The organism is Algoriphagus terrigena DSM 22685 (genome assembly GCF_000429445.1).
GTDB classification, from domain to species: domain Bacteria; phylum Bacteroidota; class Bacteroidia; order Cytophagales; family Cyclobacteriaceae; genus Algoriphagus; species Algoriphagus terrigena.
Map to the genome: position 1 here is coordinate 1 of NZ_AUBW01000023.1, position 17,670 is coordinate 17,670.

The 17,670-nt window shown below is 49.9% G+C and carries 13 protein-coding genes; 5 read left to right on the plus strand and 8 right to left on the minus strand.

What is annotated here, in order from left to right; genetic code table 11:
- Window positions 1-378: 378 nt before the first annotated feature.
- Window positions 379-1,464, minus strand: a complete 1,086-nt coding sequence (locus G459_RS0119220) for an IS110 family RNA-guided transposase (protein ID WP_026969099.1) — start codon at window positions 1,462-1,464, stop codon at window positions 379-381.
- A 719-nt stretch (window positions 1,465-2,183) separates the two neighbouring features.
- Here G459_RS0119220 and G459_RS27955 point away from each other — a divergent pair.
- A complete protein-coding gene (locus G459_RS27955) occupies window positions 2,184-3,131 on the plus strand; it encodes an alpha/beta fold hydrolase (protein WP_084454582.1) in 948 nt (315 codons plus the stop codon).
- Window positions 3,132-3,162: 31 nt separating this feature from the next.
- On the opposite strand, the gene G459_RS0119230 is transcribed toward G459_RS27955, so the two are convergent.
- Complete coding sequence (locus G459_RS0119230) at window positions 3,163-5,379, minus strand: tetratricopeptide repeat-containing sensor histidine kinase (RefSeq protein ID WP_026969100.1); 2,217 nt, start codon at window positions 5,377-5,379, stop codon at window positions 3,163-3,165.
- A gap of 413 nt (window positions 5,380-5,792) precedes the next feature.
- On the opposite strand from G459_RS0119230, the gene G459_RS30450 reads away from it, so the two are divergent.
- The 4 genes from G459_RS30450 (at window position 5,793) to G459_RS0119250 (ending at window position 12,383) form a co-directional block, all read left to right on the plus strand.
- On the plus strand, window positions 5,793-8,477 hold the full coding sequence (locus tag G459_RS30450) for a sigma-54-dependent Fis family transcriptional regulator (RefSeq protein WP_051315319.1): 2,685 nt from the start codon (window positions 5,793-5,795) through the stop codon (window positions 8,475-8,477).
- Window positions 8,478-8,479: 2 nt separating this feature from the next.
- Window positions 8,480-8,974, plus strand: coding sequence for a hypothetical protein (locus G459_RS0119240; RefSeq protein ID WP_026969101.1), 495 nt, complete (start codon window positions 8,480-8,482; stop codon window positions 8,972-8,974).
- Window positions 8,975-8,984: 10 nt separating this feature from the next.
- Window positions 8,985-10,763, plus strand: coding sequence for a sensor histidine kinase (locus tag G459_RS29120; RefSeq protein WP_084454583.1), 1,779 nt, complete (start codon window positions 8,985-8,987; stop codon window positions 10,761-10,763).
- Between the two features lie 180 nt (window positions 10,764-10,943).
- Window positions 10,944-12,383 carry a sigma-54-dependent transcriptional regulator gene (locus G459_RS0119250; protein ID WP_026969103.1) on the plus strand — a complete coding sequence of 480 codons (1,440 nt, stop codon included), beginning with the start codon at window positions 10,944-10,946 and terminating at the stop codon, window positions 12,381-12,383.
- 4 nt (window positions 12,384-12,387) lie between these two features.
- Here G459_RS0119250 and G459_RS27970 read toward each other — a convergent pair whose 3' ends face one another.
- From G459_RS27970 to G459_RS0119280, 6 genes are all read right to left on the minus strand, one after another.
- Entirely contained in the window at window positions 12,388-13,185 is a 798-nt protein-coding gene (locus G459_RS27970; RefSeq protein ID WP_035456457.1) for an MBL fold metallo-hydrolase, read from the minus strand.
- Between the two features lie 253 nt (window positions 13,186-13,438).
- The gene (locus G459_RS0119260; RefSeq protein ID WP_026969104.1) at window positions 13,439-14,020 is read right to left on the minus strand and encodes a protoglobin domain-containing protein; all 582 of its coding nucleotides are present in this window, start codon (window positions 14,018-14,020) and stop codon (window positions 13,439-13,441) included.
- 24 nt (window positions 14,021-14,044) lie between these two features.
- Window positions 14,045-14,674, minus strand: a complete 630-nt coding sequence (locus G459_RS0119265) for a cysteine hydrolase family protein (protein ID WP_026969105.1) — start codon at window positions 14,672-14,674, stop codon at window positions 14,045-14,047.
- A gap of 6 nt (window positions 14,675-14,680) precedes the next feature.
- Entirely contained in the window at window positions 14,681-15,655 is a 975-nt protein-coding gene (locus tag G459_RS0119270) for an alpha/beta hydrolase (RefSeq protein ID WP_026969106.1), read from the minus strand.
- Between the two features lie 102 nt (window positions 15,656-15,757).
- Window positions 15,758-16,672 (minus strand): alpha/beta hydrolase, encoded by a 915-nt coding sequence (locus tag G459_RS0119275; protein ID WP_084454585.1) that lies wholly within the window; start codon window positions 16,670-16,672, stop codon window positions 15,758-15,760.
- 37 nt (window positions 16,673-16,709) lie between these two features.
- Window positions 16,710-17,621, minus strand: coding sequence for an alpha/beta fold hydrolase (locus tag G459_RS0119280; RefSeq protein WP_051315320.1), 912 nt, complete (start codon window positions 17,619-17,621; stop codon window positions 16,710-16,712).
- Window positions 17,622-17,670 lie beyond the last annotated feature (49 nt).

The window sequence follows — 17,670 nt, forward strand, 5'->3', positions numbered from 1 at the left end:
TGAGTGTCTCCTATGTTGAAAAACAAGGGTTTAGCTAAAATTTCACAATACTTTTCCGTCACTTTTCTCTTAAGTGCCTTTCAGTTTCCGGAGAACACCTGTCAAGGCCGGTGCGCAGCACCGTTTATTTAGCCTTTACAGGTGTTCGGTGGAAACTATCTTTGCACTTTTGGAGAAGTGATGGTCGTCAGTCACTTGTTATTTTTTCTTCTTCTTTAGCCTCTCTAAACAATCTCCTATCAGCAGTCGGACTGCAATCTGTTGTTCAATTTAAAGAGGAGGGGACGTAGTCTTCACTGAACGGTCGATTCCTATTGGATTGCCGCAGACACACATACCGTTTGCTCCCCTTCCTTGTTTTTAAGGCTTTTGAAGATCTTATTCGATTACTCCCAATTCATAAGGAGTTTGATTGATGAGTATATACCGGATTCTGTTCAATAGCTTTTTTGCGATTTTGATGATGGCTTTGTTTTTATTCATTCTTTTGGCCAGTTCATTAAAGCAAAGCGTTAAGGCTGGATCCTTCCTGACAGCAACCCAGGAGGCTTCTACCAGCATGATTTTGATGCTTTTTCTTCCTCTGTTACTCAGTTTTCCGGTCACTGATTTTTCTCCGCTGCTATGCATAGTAGGTGCAATTCCCACATAATTGCACAGCTCTGGAAAACTTTTGAAGCGATGGATATCACCCAGCTGAACCAGTAAATTCATCGCAACCAGGGTGCTTATCCCTGGAGTAGATAGTAGCAGTTCGCAGTTTCTCTTGTATCGGTCTGTTTTGGAAAGAGCCTGTATCTGCCGTGTGGCATCTAACAGCTGTTTTTTGAGAACCAGGCCTGTTTCCAGATAATTGTTGATCACCTGCTGAAGTTGGGCTGAGACTTGGGGTATGTCTCTTAACCATTCCATATAAGGCTTAGACCAGGACCGATACTGTGATTTGCTGAAGCGTTCGGGAATCTCTATCCCATATTGTAACAACATGGAGCGAACCCGAATCTTTTGTCTGGTCAGATCCTTAGATAGATTGAACCTCTGTCGAATTAAAGAGCGGTCGATTTCCAGCTCCTCATCCGGAATATGGATGGAAGATATCTCGTTGTTTCTAAGCATCCGAGCCAGTTTTCGACTATCGATGGAATCGGTTTTCTGAATCTTCTCTTTATGAGTGGTAGGAACATCAGCAGGATGGACAACCTGACAGGCTATGCCAAGTGATTTGAGTTCTCTGCATGTACCGAATCCACTGAATCCAGCTTCATAAACAGCCCGAAAGTCTGCGCCAGGATAGTTCCTGAGGAGGAATTTTGCCAATGTATCAGGATTTGGATCTGTACTCATCGTCTTTAACTCATGATGATCACTGAAAATGGAAACTGCCCAGTTCTTCTTATGGACATCAAGGCCGACGTAAAGGGTTTGGCCCGAAAACGAATTTGGGTTAACTTTAGTAGAAGGCATAAGCTAAGTAGTTATGATTGAATTGATTAGAGACCTTTTAATCTAACTATTCTAGCTTTGCCTTTCTAGTTTCAAACATAACAGCTTAACTCACGTTTTTCGCTTTCTAGTGGCAACTTTTTCGCTGATAGCTATTGATGCTCGACTTAGCATACCAATTTCCAACCCATTTCGCGGCAACTCCTCCTTTAATTCCAGTATTCAGAAGGAAATTGAATGTTTGTCAAAGGGGCTGGGGGAGGACCGAGCGTGAAGGATTAGCCCAGTGGGCTAATCTAGCGAGGGGCCAGTCTGCAGCGCAGGAGAAATCTTCATCATTTCGCGTCCGTTGTCCTGCTTCTCCAGAGGACCGAGCGTTAAGAAACAGTCCGGTGGACTGTTTTAGCGAGGGGCCAGGCTGCAGGGGAGTTTTGCAATAACCACCATCTCCGTACCTCGGCATTGACTTCCTGTTACCGCCGATACCCCTGCACCGAGGTCAATGGATTTTGATCTTTTTTTACAGTGGATTCCGCTAGCACGGTAGGTGAGCTCAGTTGATGAGCCTGTGTTCCAATTCCCGAACTTGGCCATCATGCTGGGCGGAACGTATGACAGCGGCGTTTGGCCTCTCTGATACAATGGAATCATTAGAATAGACATTTACACGGCGATTGTTTGTACAGAACTTTGAATCTCAATCTTTCCCGATTCAAGTTTTAACCTTCAATCATTCGCTTATGAAATCGATTAGAAAATGTATACACGTCCTTATTCTTTTGGGATTGGTACTAACCCCCTTTATTACACAGTCTTCGTTTGCAGCTGAAAACAACTGGCCCCTTGGCGACACGACAGCCGTAAATTCCAAGACCAAGTATTTGAAGGCGGAAGGGCATATGATTGCCTACCGCTCTATCGGCAAGGGTACGCCTATCATTCTTTGCAACAGGTATCGCGGGAATTTGGATTCTTGGGATCCGGCGTTCTTGGATGCACTGGCGACCCGCTATCAGGTCATCATATTTGACTACAGCGGATTTGGATTGTCGACCGGTGTGGCACCCTCTGACATGGAGACTTTTGCAGGGGACGTTAAGAGTATAGCGACCGCACTTGGGTTTGAAAAGTTCGTGTTGGGCGGCTGGTCTTTTGGCGGCATGGTCGCTCAGGTCTTTATAGCCGAGAATCCGGAGCTGGTTTCACGTGGGATTCTGATCGGTACAGGCCCTCCAGGTCAGAACAATACGCCCATGGAGCCTGTGTTTTTTGAACGGTCGAGCATACTCCACAATTCCCTGGACGATGAGACGGTGCTATTCTTTGAGCCCGCTTGGGAGGCCAGCAGAGAGGCTGCCAAAAGAAGCCATGACCGGATTGCCAAGCGCACCCATGATCTGGACGTGCTGATTCCGGAGTCCCTCTGGGGAAACTATCACAAAGCTTACGGGGGATATGTACAGGATGCAGACGGGATCAGAGAAAAGATCCTGACCTCCAAAGTGCCGATGTTGGTGGTCATGGGCGATCACGACATTAGTTTTCCCCTGCAAAACTGGTATGCGCTGGCCAGAAAACTTCAATCGGCCCAGCTGATCGTGCTGCCGATGGCCGGCCATGGCCCTCAACAGGAATTTCCGGAGCTGGTGGCGGACTACATTGATAGCTTTCTGACCGATGTTCGATAGTTCAGATGAAGGCAATGGGCATATCTTCTCCTTACGCAGACAGAGTGAGGTCCACGTAGTTTATTTTGTTCAGTGGTTCGGTCACGCTGAAGGCGACCGTGATCTTCAGCCCGCCGTCCGAGTGGATGGCCAGCGAGCCTTCCAAGTCCTCTGTCAGTCCCCGGATTAACTTGAGTCCCAGGCCGTCCCGTTTGTCTTTGGCATCAAGCGGCATTCCACTTCCGTTGTCTTCAATCGTCAGCATCACCTCAGAGACCCCAACCTTGGTCAACTCCACATGGATCTCGTTTTGCAGACTGTTTTGATGAAAAGCATGTTTGAAAGAATTGGTCACCGCTTCGTTGATAATCAGGCCGAGAGGCACTGCCTGGGACAGGTCTACGGTGATCGGGACGGCAGTACAGGTGAGCCGCGCTGCCCTGTTTCCATAGGAATCGCTGAGATGTTGGATCAGTTCAGTCAGGTAGTCCTTGATGTTGATGGCGGCGACATCTTCGGACTGGTAGAGTTTTTTATGAATCAGGGACATGGTATAGACCCTGCTCTGCGTCTCCGAAATGGCCATCAGGGCATCGTCTGTCAACTTTCTTGACTGGGACTCGAGTAGGCTCAACACGGTCTGCAGGTTGTTCTTGACGCGATGATGTACTTCTTTGAGAAGTAGCTCTTTCTCTGTGAGAAGGCGTTCCAAGTATCTGTTGTTCTTCTGCTTGCTGCGATATTGCCGGTAGACCATCCCAAGGATGATGATTAAGAGTAGCGCTCCCGCAAACGTGCCATTCCGCACCGACTGCGCGTTCTGCATCTCATTTTTGTTTGCTAATGATTCCTGTTGAAGCAGTAAGATATCTTTCTCTTTTTGTTTGGTATCATATTGTATCTGCAATGCTGCGATCTCTTTGGTCTTACTTTCCGCGAAAAGCTCGTTGTTCACCGCTGTGTACATCAAGTGATGCTTAAGCGCTCCCGGGTAATTGTGGTTCACAGAATCGATCTGGTACCGGAAGTGGTAGGCTTCTGCCATGGTTTTTTTTAGCCCCCTGCTTTCTCCCATTTGTTGAAAGGCGGGCAGGTACTGTTCAGCTCTTTGATACTGCCTGGTGTCAACCAGGAAGCGCAAAGCCGCTGAAAGGGTAGATGGACTTGGTCTTTTTTCATTCAAGAGCAGAAGCTCATCGCAATATTTTTGTGCTTTGGTTACATCATTAAGTTTCATATAAGCCTGCATTAAACGCATCGGGAAACTGGAGTATGCGGAGCTTGAGGTGACGTACGGATACCGCTCAAGTGTTTCTTCCAGCAAGGTGATCGCCCCCTGAGGATCACCCGTTGCTATCATCATCTTCGCTGTATTCCCTGCAGCATGTGTCAAATCGCTGGGATGATCCTCCGCATTCTTTTTGAATTCATTGAAGGCAATCTGGTAATGCTTGAGGGCGGAAGCCCGTTCTTTTAGGGGTTCATAGATCAAGCCCAGGTAGAGATGGATACTTCCCAGTTCGAGCGTGTCGTCGTTTTCTTCCGATATTCTCAGAGCATCCAGTTCATATTTAAGCGCCAGATTGAAATCGCCTGTGAAGGCATACACATTTCCCAGGAGCGCATAGATATGTTGTGTGTCTTTCACCCCTCCCGCGTCGGCAACGGAGATCGCTTTGAGGTAGGCTTCTTCCGCTCGGTCGAGATTCCCATTTGCATGGTGAGTATAGCCCATTCGATACCAGACATTGGACTCCTGCTCCAAGTCGCCGGCCTTCTGAAAGTAACTGATCGACTGCTCGTAAAGGGTCAGTTTGTACTCATAGGTCTGCGTTGTATAGTCGTTGTGGGCCTTGGCCAACAGTAAAAAAGTCTCTCCCAGCCAGGCAGCATGCTTTTCCGCTCCGAGCAGTGCCGCTGTTTTTTCCTCGATCACCTTCAGCTTGTTCAATTCCGCATTGAAACCTAGGCTGTCTTCGATCTTTCGCTCAATTGCCTTTATCCAGACCTGGTATTCTGTGAGATAGCTCCGTACCAAGCCACTGTCGTACGCGTGCTTCTTGCTCAGGCTGATTGCTTCGGAAGTGATGGCCAAAGCTGAGCCAAGCGCGGTGGAGTCTTCCTGGATTTCCTTGGCTTGATCCGTTGCCAGGAGCAGGAGACGCGTGACTTCCGCGGTGTCCTTTTTTGCCGGACTCTGGCCATAGGAGGCCGGAAGTGCGCCAAAAGAAGCCAGCGCAAGTAAAAAAACAAGGAAGATCTTGTTCATAGTTTTTTGAAAAGTCGGTTTGTAATTCAAAAGCTAGTATGCCCGGTCTGAGGGCTTGTGTGGACGAAATCTAGTAAGCACCGAAACAGATCGAAAAGATAAACCACGGTTCGCGCAACATTGAGTTCATCCATCACACGCTGTTCAGGGCATGTCAATATTATTCTGGTCTTTTGGGATGATTTGCAAGGGTGCATAAAAATAAGCCCGATATGGCCGGGCTTTTCATGTAGATATCAGCGGGTCCCTTGTACAGATTATCTATTTTGAGGGAGTGAAGCGGATGCCGGTTCAAACTCCCGGCTGTCGATTTTAATTGAGCTATTAATTGTTGATATTTCACTAATTGTTATTGAAAAAAACCTGTTTACAGCACATTTGATTTTTATCCTGCCCCGGAAAGGGACACTACCATGGAGAAGAGTAAATCCAAAAAAACGGTTGGTCTGGCGGATTTCCATTCCCTCAAATCCGACGGCGACAACGGCGTTCTTTTAGAGCTGTACCGAAGTATCTGCCGGGTACGCTCAAAGGAGGACTTGCTGGAAAGCGTCTTTCCAAGAATGAAAAAACTGTTTGACACGCAGTCCATTTTTTTGTGCCTGATCAATCAGGAAAGTAAAACGCTCGAGCCGATACAGCGGGTGGGGGACGACCATGTTCTCTGTCAGTCCTTTGAAGAATTGCTTGACCAGAAAATCGTGGCGGCCCGCGGGTTTATTGAATGTATGCTGGAGTCCAAATCGGCGTTGATCTTCGATCTGAAAACGATCTATGAACAGGACAATGAGTCACGTCCTGTTGAGATCTTGCTGGAAAACGGATTTGTGTCGAGCATCTCCAAATCGCTCCGGTTTGACGATGATAAGTTTGGTGTGATCAGCCTGTGGTCGAGAAAGTATTCCTTTCACGCCGCCCACATCGATCTGCTCGACCAGATCGGGGATTTGCTTTCAGTCACGGTGGGCACGCTGATCGCGCAGGAAGAGTCCAAAAGAAACAAAAACGAAAACGACGTCTTACTCGAAATCAGCAACCAGATCGCGTCGATTCGGAGCAAAGCAGATATCTCCGGGATCTTGTCCCAAAGCCTGAAGGCCCAGATCGGCTACGACGACGCGGCAATTACCGTCCTGAATTCGGCCAAATCAGTCTATGAAGTCTATTGCTTTCAGGTTTCCGAAAGGCGGCTTTCCCATCCCGAATTCCAAGAGGCCATCTGCAGGGCCTATCCGGTAAATGACGCCGACAGCTCCTTTGCCCATGTCCCCAAAGTATTGGATGTAGCCCAGATGGTTGAGGCAGGCTATGAGGTCATGGACTTCGTCTTCAAAGCCGGCATCCGGGAGATCGCTGTGGTCAAGCTGATCGACGGAGAAAGCCTGCGCGGACTGCTGGTGCTGATGTCAGAGCAGAAGGACACATTCACAGCGTCCAGCCTCCGGCTGATGCAGCGGATCTCGTTCCAGCTTTCGATCGCGGTATCCAAGCAATGCGTGTTGGAGGAGTTGCTTTGGAAGGAAAAGGAAAATGGAATCCTGCTGACGATCGGAAAGGAGCTTGCTGCAATCCGGAGAAAGCAGGATCTTGGGCCGCTTTTGATCCAGCAGCTTAAAAAACTCGGCTTTTACTCGGATATCAGCATTGCCAAGATCGACCGGGAAAATCCGATAACCTTCAGTTCTTTTTTGGTCAACGAGGAATCACCCAGGGCAGCCAATCCCGACTACCCCAAGATGAAAAATAGGCACCATACCTTTCCGGATGGGGTCTTTGAAAAAGCGCTCTATTCCCCAGTACCCATTCGGTTTGACCTCGAGGAACTGGAGAAAAAGGGGACTATCCCTGCCTATGTTCGGTTTTTGCTGGACAACGGTACCGTGGAGATGGTCGGAGCGCCGCTACGGCATCGAAATGTCGCGATAGGCGTGCTGTTCTGTTTTTCCAGCCAGCGAAAAGCCATCACAGATTTTCAGATGGGTGTGTTTCAGGGAATCGGCAACTTGCTCGGTACCGCTGTGGCCAATATTATGGCAAACACGCAGATCGAACAGCAACTCGTCGAGATCAATAAGTACAAGGAGCAGCTCGAAGAGGAGAAGATCTACCTGCAGCAAGAGATCAGCAACAATTATGCTTTTGGGGAAATCATTGGCTCCAGCGCGGCAATGCAGGAAGTCTATGGGAGCTTGGAAGCTGTGTCCGCTACCGACACCTCTGTGCTCCTCCTGGGTGAAACAGGCACGGGCAAAGAGCTGCTGGCGAGAGCGATTCACAACTGCTCTGACCGGAAGAAAAGACTCATGGTCAAGGTGAACTGTGCCTCCATTCCCGAAAACCTCATCGAAAGCGAACTCTTCGGTCACGAAAAGGGTGCCTTCACAGGAGCACAGGAGCGCCGGATCGGTAAGTTTGAGCTGGCAAACCATGGGACGCTTTTTCTGGATGAGATCGGCGAACTGCCCCTGCACCTTCAGCCCAAGCTGCTCCGGGCACTGCAGGAGCGGGAGATCGAACGGGTAGGGGGCAGCGGTACCATTCAGGTAAACGTCAGGATCATCGCTGCCACCAACAGGCACCTTGAAAAGGCGGTGCAGGAAGGGAGCTTTAGGAGCGACCTCTTTTATCGGCTGAATGTCTTCCCGGTGCTCGTCCCGCCGCTCAGGGACCGAAAGGAAGACATCTCTACGCTTGCAGCGCATTTTCTCCACAAGTACGCGCAGCAAACCGGGCGAAATGTGACTTCAATATCCAGCAGCGCGATGAAATCGCTGATGGCATATTCCTGGCCGGGCAACGTCCGCGAGCTGGAGCATCTCCTGGAGCGAAGTGTCCTGCTATGCAAAGGCAATGTGCTGAAAGACATCATTCTGCCCAGTGAACGTAACCTCGGCGCTGATTCTCCCACGGGCTTTGCGATTCTAAAGACCCACGAGGAAAATGAGCGGGATTACATCCTTCATGTCTTGGAGACTTGTGGGGGTAAGATCTTTGGGAAAGGGGGCGCTGCCGAGACGCTCGGCCTCAATGTCTCCACGCTGAATTCAAAGATCAAAAAACTCGGAATTAAGAAAGTGAATCCGTTTGACCAAGGCTGATTATGACCCACCAAAAACGACAATTCTGGACACTGCGGCCTTCTCTTGCGAAAAGCATCGGCCTGCTGCTCCTGCTGGCATCCTGCGGAAAAGTGATAAAGGTATCTCCCAGTTACCCGACCGACACGGAGAGGTTGACGATCCTGGCCAATGCCAACGAAGGGAATCAGGGCCTCTTGGACTATACAGGCGACGTCTATGTGCATCTGGGCGTAATCACCAATAAGTCTGAGCACGAATTGGACTGGCGGTATGTCAAGTTCGCTTGGGGATCCCGTGATTCGGCAGCGCTGGCCACGCCGGTTGGCAAAAACAAATGGGAATACCCGATCGGCAATATCAGGGAGTTTTTCGGAGTGCCCCAAGACGAAAAGATCTACAAGCTGGCGGTGCTGTTTCGTTCGGGCGCATGCATCGACGTCTACTGCAAGGTCCTCCGCAATCTGGACGAGTCGGACCTCATGATCCCGATCGAATCACAGCCAAGTACAGACTAATACGGTGTATATGTCCAATTTATCAGGTCGGTATAGGATCAGAGGGATGATTTTACTCCCGATGGCCTGCTTGGGTATGATGTCCGGGGCCTATTGCCAGACTTCATCCAAAGCGGAGGTAAAACGCCTGGTTAAGACGCTGGCTGAGAGCGAGCTTTACGACGAGCAGAAGATGATCCGTCTGGAAACCCTTGGCCAACGGAAAACCGACTCCACGGATACTTTTCTGTTTGAACACTATCTTGCCGGCTATCGGGAATATGAGAAGTTTAGGGCAGACTCGGCGCTTGCCTTTTCCAGGAGAATGCAGGAGGTTGCTTTGCGCCTGGGTGACTCGCAGAAAGTCGCTTTGTCCAAACTCAAATCTTCTTTCATCCTAGTCTCATCGGGGATGCTCAATCAGGCCTCGGACTCGCTGGAGCGGATCGACGCGGCGCTCCTCTCAGGTGTCGACAAGGCAGACTACTATGCCTTGCTGTCGAGGTATCACTACGAAATGGTTGACCAAACACCAGATAAACTTTTTCGGTCAAGAACTGCGGAGAAGGGAAAGGCTTACCTCGATTCCGCAATCAGGCACTATCCGGATACAGGATACCACCATGCATATTATCAGGGTCTAAAAGTGTTGATGGATGCTGATCTCGATTCTGCTTCAGTGCTGTTTCACCAGCTGCTTGCCCTGCCGAAACTGAGCAAAAGCCAGGTGGCGGTGACTGCATCGACCTTGAGCGATATCTATACCCGGAGAGGGAAAACCGACGAAGCGATCCGTCTGCTCGTCCAGGCATCCATCGCCGACATTGAATCATCGACCAAGGAAACCGCCGCCACCTACTACCTGGCAAACCTGCTTTTCAAGGAAGGGGATTTGGCGAACTCTGCCAAGCTGATCCAAAAGGCAGCCGATGACGCCAATTTTTACGGTTCTTTTACCCGGAAAACCCAGTTGAATGTCTTGCTCCCCCTGATCAATCAAGAACGGATCAGAGCAGTAGAGAGTGAAAAGATGAAGCTCATTACTTACGCGGTCTTGGTCACGCTGTCCTTCTTGATACTGATAGCCCTGACCACTATCATCTTTCGCCAGATCAAGAAGATGAAAACCCAGCAGCGCCTCATCAGTGAGAAAAACGAGGCACTCGAGCGCCTTCTTGCAGAGAAAGAGTGGCTGCTCAAAGAGGTACATCACCGGGTCAAAAACAACCTCCAGACCGTGATCGGCCTGCTGGAATCACAGTCTTTTTATCTTGAGAATGACGCACTCCTGGCCATCCAAAACAGTAAAAACAGAGTGTATGCCATGTCACTCATCCATCAGAAACTCTATCAAAGCAACGCTTTTGGCGAAATAGACATGTCAGCCTACATCCCCGAGCTGGTCCAATACCTCAGGGACAGTTTTCAGGTGAAGCAGGAAATCCGTTTTCATCTACAGGTGGAAAAGATTTCCCTGGATATCTCCCAGGCGATTCCTGTCGGGCTGATCCTCAATGAAGCCATCACGAATAGTATCAAATATGCTTTTGGCAACCGAAATCAAAATGAGATTCACGTGACTTTTGCCTGTATTGGTGATGAGACGATTGAACTGCTGATCGCTGACAACGGAGTTGGCTTTCCGGAGGAGTTCCAGACGGATAAGCTGGATTCGCTGGGGATCAAGTTGATGCGGGGGCTTTCCGAGGACATCGGCGGTGAATTAAAGATTGATTCACTCTTGGGTACTACGATCCGGGTTACTTTCAAAGAGTCCATGCTGCTGGAAGAAGGATTTGTCAACGGATAAAATGATGAAACAAAGTCCTTTTCAATTTTCAATTTGGAATAGATCCCCTCGACTTCGCTTGGGGATCGGGATTTCTCAAGCTGGAGGAGAGGGATAGAATCTGTAATTCCGGAGGCCGAGCGAAGTCGAGGCCATATTGTCGATACGTGCATCTAGCCGATAGGCATTAATTATAAACATATGCAAGAAAAAATCCTGATCGTTGAAGATCAATTTGTCGAAGCCAACAACCTCCAGGAAATGCTGGAAGGGAAAGGCTATCAGATCATCGGAATTGCACGCTCAGTTCCGATTGCCCTGACGCTGATCGAAAAGGAAGTGCCCGACTTGGTGCTCTTGGATATCTACCTCAAAGGACCGCTGACTGGGATAGACTTGGCAAAAACACTCCGGAAACAGAATATTCCCTTCATCTACCTCTCCGCAAACTCCAACAAGGACACCCTGGAGTCTGCCAAAGCCACCTGTCCGTATGGCTTTTTGGTGAAGCCTTTTCGCGAAAAGGACGTGCTGGTCACGATCGAGATCGCCCGATACCTTCATCAAAACAGCCTGGAAGCCATGCGAAGGAGGGGCGAAATGGAGCCTCCTCAGGCATTGTCCGGCGATCCGAAGCAAACCGACACGACTCAGGAGTATAGCGCCGATGAAGAGATTGCCTTCCGGGGAATTGTTGGGAAAAGCCAGCGTCTGAAGACTGTCCTTAACCAATTGGCTATCGTGGCGCCCACGGACACATCCGTCTTGATCTTGGGCGAAAGTGGTACAGGAAAGGAAAAGATTGCTGCTGCCATCCATGCACTTTCGCCGAGAAAGGGGAAGCCGTATATCCGCGTCAACTGCGCGGCGCTGCCCACTGCCTTGGTCGAATCGGAACTTTTTGGCCATGAAAAGGGCGCATTTACCGGCGCTTCAGATCGAAGGATCGGCAAGTTTGAGCTGGCGCAGAACGGCACGATCCTCCTGGACGAAATCAGTGAAATGCCCCTCGACGTTCAGGTGAAATTCCTTCGCGTATTACAGGAAAAAGAGATAGAGCGCATCGGTGGCAATGCCACCATCAAGATCAACGTACGGATCATTGCTGCTACCAACAGAAACCTGGAGTACGAAGTGGCGATGGGCAAATTCCGCATGGATTTGTACTACCGCCTGAATGTCTTTCCATTGACACTTCCTTCACTTCGGCAGCGAAAAGAAGACATCCCGGCGCTCGCCCGATACTTTGTCGACCAGCATTCCAAAAAGCTGGGAAGAGGACACATGACCCTGTCGGAGTCCGCGATGGACGCGCTGCTGGACTATGCCTGGCCGGGAAATATCCGGGAACTGGAGCATCTGCTCGAGCGGACCGTGCTGGTGAATTCCGGCCCGGTGATCCATTCCATCGTGCTGCCAGAATCCGGCAAGCCTGAGATCAAAAAGGACGACGAACCGATTCAGACGATCGATGAGATGGAGCGCGCGCACATCATCACTGCGCTGAAGCATTGCAAAGGCAAAGTGTCAGGGATGGATGGTGCAGCCAGCCTGCTCGGTATCAACGTCTCCACGCTCAACTCCAAGATGAAGAAACTGGGAATCGACACCGGAAAGACCTTTTTTGTGAAATCCAGCTAGGTTTTCAGTGCTTGGCAGTCGGGAGGCTTGTTCTTTCTCCCGTGATCAGGTAGCGGATCTTTTTCGAAATCAACAGGTCTTCAGCAAGTGCGTTCTTCAGCGCACTTTCGGATTCTTTGAAATGTGTCCAGCCGCATGAATGTATCGGGATTGCCAGTCTTGGCTTGAGAATGCGGATTGACTTGATCAGGTCTTTGCTGTCCATGGTGTATTTCCCAAAACCCGTCAGATAACGAAACTGAACCGATCCCACATGCATGATGGCCAGATCGATCTGAAACCTGCGGGCTACTTCATCGATTCCCCTGAAATACACGGTGTCACCGGAGATGTAGATGACACCGTTTTTTTGACTGTCAAATTCGATCACGAAGCCGATCACTTTTCCGGAAAGGTACTCGGGCAGCCACCAGGGCCGATGCTGGGCCGGAGTAGCGGTGATCTTCAGCCCCGGCACAGCGGGAGTCCGGATCGCGATTGACTCCCAGTCATCCAGACCGGATACACCGGGAACTGCCTTTGCAGCTTGCTTGGTCGATAGGACCGTTGAGACGGTGGCAGTAAATTCTTTTCCCCTTATGTCAAAATTATCCTTGTGTTGATGGTGACTGAGTAAGACCAAGTCGACCTTCGGGAGCTGCACCGGCTGCAGCGCAGGATCGGAGGTCTTCTTCGAAAAAGTCCCAAACCCATGATGGTAGACTCCCCCCGCCTTGTCCAAGGTAGGATCAGTCAGGATCTTGAATCCATTGATTTCCAGAAGAATGCATGCGGTATCGATGTGAGTAATCTGGATGTCCATACCTTATTTTTTCGAAAAATACTGGGCAAAGTAACCGGTGGGAGAGTAATATCAAGGGTTAGTTAATTGGCGTCGCTGCAATCTCGCACCTAGCCAAAGAATAGAAAGGTTTGATGCTGGCCTTTGGCAAACTCCCCCTTTTTAAGGGGGTAGGGGATTTAAAACATTGTACCGGCAACAAGATCAGGAGACTAGAATCTACCATCAAAGACCATAATTCCGCCTCTTCGGTCTCCCGTCTTCCAATCTCAATTCAAAACTCCCCCTCCCGAATATACGGTTCTGTCCAGAGAATAACAGTCAGCGTGATGGCCTTAAACCATGCGTTCATCATGCAGTCAATGTCTTCCTGCGGCTTGTTTTTGTTTGTCAGAAAGTTCCTGATCGTGGAGGTAATCGGATAGATGAAAGCAACCAAATATCGGTAATGGATAATCGGTACGGCGTTGGCTCCGTCAGTCACATTCTTTTTGGTGCTGTGGTGCCGCTTGGCGATTTCATGCTGGTAATTAAGCCAAGTCTGGTCATAGGGCCTGTTGCAGATGTCCAATACCCACTTCTCAAACCTGGCCCTGACCGCGGCCAGATAGTTCATGTCCGGCTGTTCTTCCTTTGCAAAATAATGCAACAAATGACTGTGACTGCCCACGTAACCGTACCACAGATCGAGGATGTCACCCGTCTGATCCTGCAGTACTTCGCCCGCCATCTTCAAGTATGCATCATCTTCGGGTGTCCAGAGAAGTGTCTTTTTGAGCAAATCCAACTGCTCCATTGTCACCGGGCTTTGCTCCAGGGACGGGCTGTCGTAGTCGTATCCTTTGATAGTTTCCATGTATATTTTTGGTTAAAGAAGATTTTAATTGATTGTTTGAGACTCTAGAATCTGGAGGAACTCCAGTGTGCTATACATCGCATGCCCATAGTTGGGAAAAGTGATCCCTGTGACGGCTTCCACTTCAGCCCAGTTAAATGCCGCAATGGCATCCTTGATCAGGGTGACGTGATACCCCAGCTCCACCCCAAATCTCGCCGTTGAGTCGATGCAGGTGTTTGCCCGCATCCCCATAATGATGAGGTGATCGATCCCGTGCATTTTTAGGAGAAAGTCCAAATCCGTATTGGCAAAGCCACTGCTTGTCCAGTGATTTTGGGCAATCAGATCGCCTTTTTGGGCTTTCAGTTCAGGATGAAATTCCGCTCCCCAAGAACCCTTTTCGAAGAAATTTCCTTCAAAAGTTCCTTTGTGCGTTGGCGAAAGGAATTTCCAGTTGAGGTAGTCGCCTTCACCGGTATGGTGATGGGGCGCATAGATCACTTGGATTCCCATTCTTCGGGCGGCGGCAAGCAAGGCCTTTACATTGCTTACCAATCCTGAACCTTCGACTGTTTCTTGAGTCCACTTCCAAAGCTTTCCCCCTTCGGAAAGAAAATCATTGAATGGATCAACCAGAATCAGCGCGGTCTTGTCGGTAGGATAGTTGTTCATCGGACCTTACTTCAGGGCGTTTTTCAACTCCGATCCGGCATATCGCAGGGCCGACTGGATCTCTGGAATTCCGGCCAATGGATTCAATAGCCCGTAGTCGTGGATCATCCCCTGATATCTCACCATCGAAACAGGCACCCCGGCTTCATTCAGTTTGCGGGCATAGGCTTCGCCCTCGTCTCGAAGGACATCGTTTTCGGCAGTTTGCACTAGAGTGGGAGGTAGGCCTTTGAGTTCTTCAAGCGTTGCCTGAAGCGGAGAAGCATAGATCTCGGCTCGCTGGCCCGGCTCAGAATAATGATTCCAAAACCAGCGCATCATGTTCTTGGTCAGGAATCGGTCTTCTGCAAACTGGTTGTAGGAGTGCGTCTCTAGATTGGCATCAGTGACGGGCCAAAAGAGAACCTGGAATTTCAGCTCCGGGCCATTTTCAGCCTTGGCTTTGAGGGCTACTGCGGCGGTCAGATTTCCTCCGGCACTGTTTCCTACGACCGCCAATCTGCTGCCATCCACACCGATTTCCTTCCCGTTTGAAGCCACCCACTTGGTAGCGGCAAAACACTCATTGAGCGCTACTGGGTACTTGGCTTCCGGCGAAAGGGAATATTCGACATGGACAGCGACCGCCCCGGAGCTGATGACTAGGTCACGAATAAACCGCTGATGCGTGGGGAAATCACCAATCACCCAGCCTCCCCCGTGGAAGAACATGAAGGCTGGCAGGTCTTCTTTGGTTCCCGATGGTCTCATGACGAAAAGCTTGACAGAAAGCCCGTCCTGGGTGATGGTTTTCTCGGAGATTTCCACTCCCGATAAGTCCACGGAAACCGAGGTCTGCGCTCCTTCCAGGACTTTTCGGGCATCTGTGGCGGCCATCGTCTCCATTGGCTGTCCGCCGCCCGTATTGAGCGCCTTCAGGAATGCTTTGGTCTGTGCTTCGATGGCCGGATCTGTGGCGTAGTCTGTGATTGTGAGTTGCATGGTAGTGTCAGTTGAAGGTTTGGTTTCGGCTAAATCTGTTTTGGTGGTTTCTGTACAGGCTATCAGTAGAGAAACGAGCGGTAGATAGTAGGTTTTCATAGCTCAATGCGTCGAGGCGGTGGACAATTCGGCATCCAATTCCCGGGGCTTGGCTATCCAGTCGAGGATGAAATCAGCGTCTTTCTTCCACGTCGCTTGGCCCATTGCAAAGTGGTTGCGCCCTTCAAACTCCTGATAGACGATGATGGAGTTTTCGTCCTGATATTTTTTGAAATTTTTCCTGTTAAGCGATGCGGGGATGATATGGTCTTCCGATCCCGAGACAAATAGAAGCGGCGCATGCGGTTCTTTAAAGTCGATCTTGGCAGCTTTTCCTATCGCTCCACGGGCGACGCGGCGGGATTCCGGTACCGTGTTTTCATCATAGGTGAGTTGCTGCTCTTCCGGAGTCATGCCGTTGGTGAAAGCATATTGCCATTGTTTCAGGCTCATCAGATAGGTTTTGTCCGCAGATTTGAAGGGGCCAAAGGCTGGGGTAACCGATTTGATAAAGGAAAACTTGGACGACAATACGCCTTTCGGGGGAACCGAATGATACGCCACCGCGGAAACTCCCAAGCCGCGCTGAAGGAGCAACTGCGCAATCAGTCCTCCGGTAGAGTGCCCGATGATGACGGGCTTCTCGGGAAGCTTGGCGGCGTAATCTGCGAAATAGTCCACCAGCTCGTCGAAGCGGAGTTTTGCAAGTTCTCCATCAGGTTGCCGGCTTCGGAGTTCGGCTGCCGAAGCGTCTTTGTATGGCCAGGGTGGGGCATAGGTCGTGTAGCCTTTGGATTCAAAATAGACCTTCCACTCGTCCCAACCGGTATTGGTGACGAATGCACCGGTGATGAACAGGATGGTTTTTGAGGCTTCCGCTTGGGTAAGCACACTGTCGTTCGGTTGATTTGCCTCTGCAGAAGTGGGCAAGATCAAGGATAGACTGGCCAGAAAGACTAGAATTGGGACAGTTTTCATAGTGGTTGTTGTGTTTGATGATCGAATAGCGGTTGGCTTAGCTGTACTTGATGAAATTGCGGATGTATCGGGCAGAGAGTTTTGGGAACTCGTGCTGGGGACCATGCCCGGCCATCGGGAAAACGATCAACTGTGCGGTCTCCAGCTCTCGGGCTAAAGCATACCAGTTTTGCACCGGGAAGCTGATGTCGTGATCCCCCATCATGACCAGAATAGGGACTTTGGTTTGGTTGATCTTGGCCCGCGTATTTTCTGTGTCCTCGATGCACTCGATAAAAGCCATCGTATAATGTCCCCACAGTCTTTCGGGGATGATGACATCGAGGTCCTTCTGCCGCTCTGCAATTCTTTTGTGACTTTTTTCGGCGGCTTTACGGCTGGCTTCCCACTCAGGTTCAAAAAACAAAACCATCTCATCCTCCAGCTTATAGTTGAGTTTTTGGGAAACTTCATAGAAGATGGGTTCTACGGGAAGATCATTTCTTCCCATCGGACCGGTGCCGATCAGGATGCCATGACTGACTGATTTGGGAGAATCGGCGATGTATTTTTGGGCTACCAAACCTCCAAAAGACCAACCTCCTACCACGCATTTCTTGATACAGAAAGCCTCCATCAGGTCCCGGAGATCAGCTACAAAGCCATCAATTGTCGTTGGTGCCGGCCCGGTAGAGAGGCCAAATCCGGTGTAGTCAAAGATGATGACTTGGTACTTTTGCGCCAGTGCATCCAAAAATGCCGGATCCCAGGTGTCCAGATTTCCCCGGAAGCGGTTACAGAGGAAGAGGTTTTTGCCCGATCCGATCGTCCGAAAGGCGATCGTCCGGCCTTTGAGCTCGGCAAACTGTGTCGGCGCGTCGAGCGCAGGATAGTTGAGATGCTTGCCTTTTTTAGCAGGCATGCGGGTTCCGGTACCCTCTTTCGGGGCTTGAGTAGGGATATTTTCCATGGCTTTAAGTGTAGTGTTTTGAAATGGCTGGCTGAGAAGACGCTGGTGC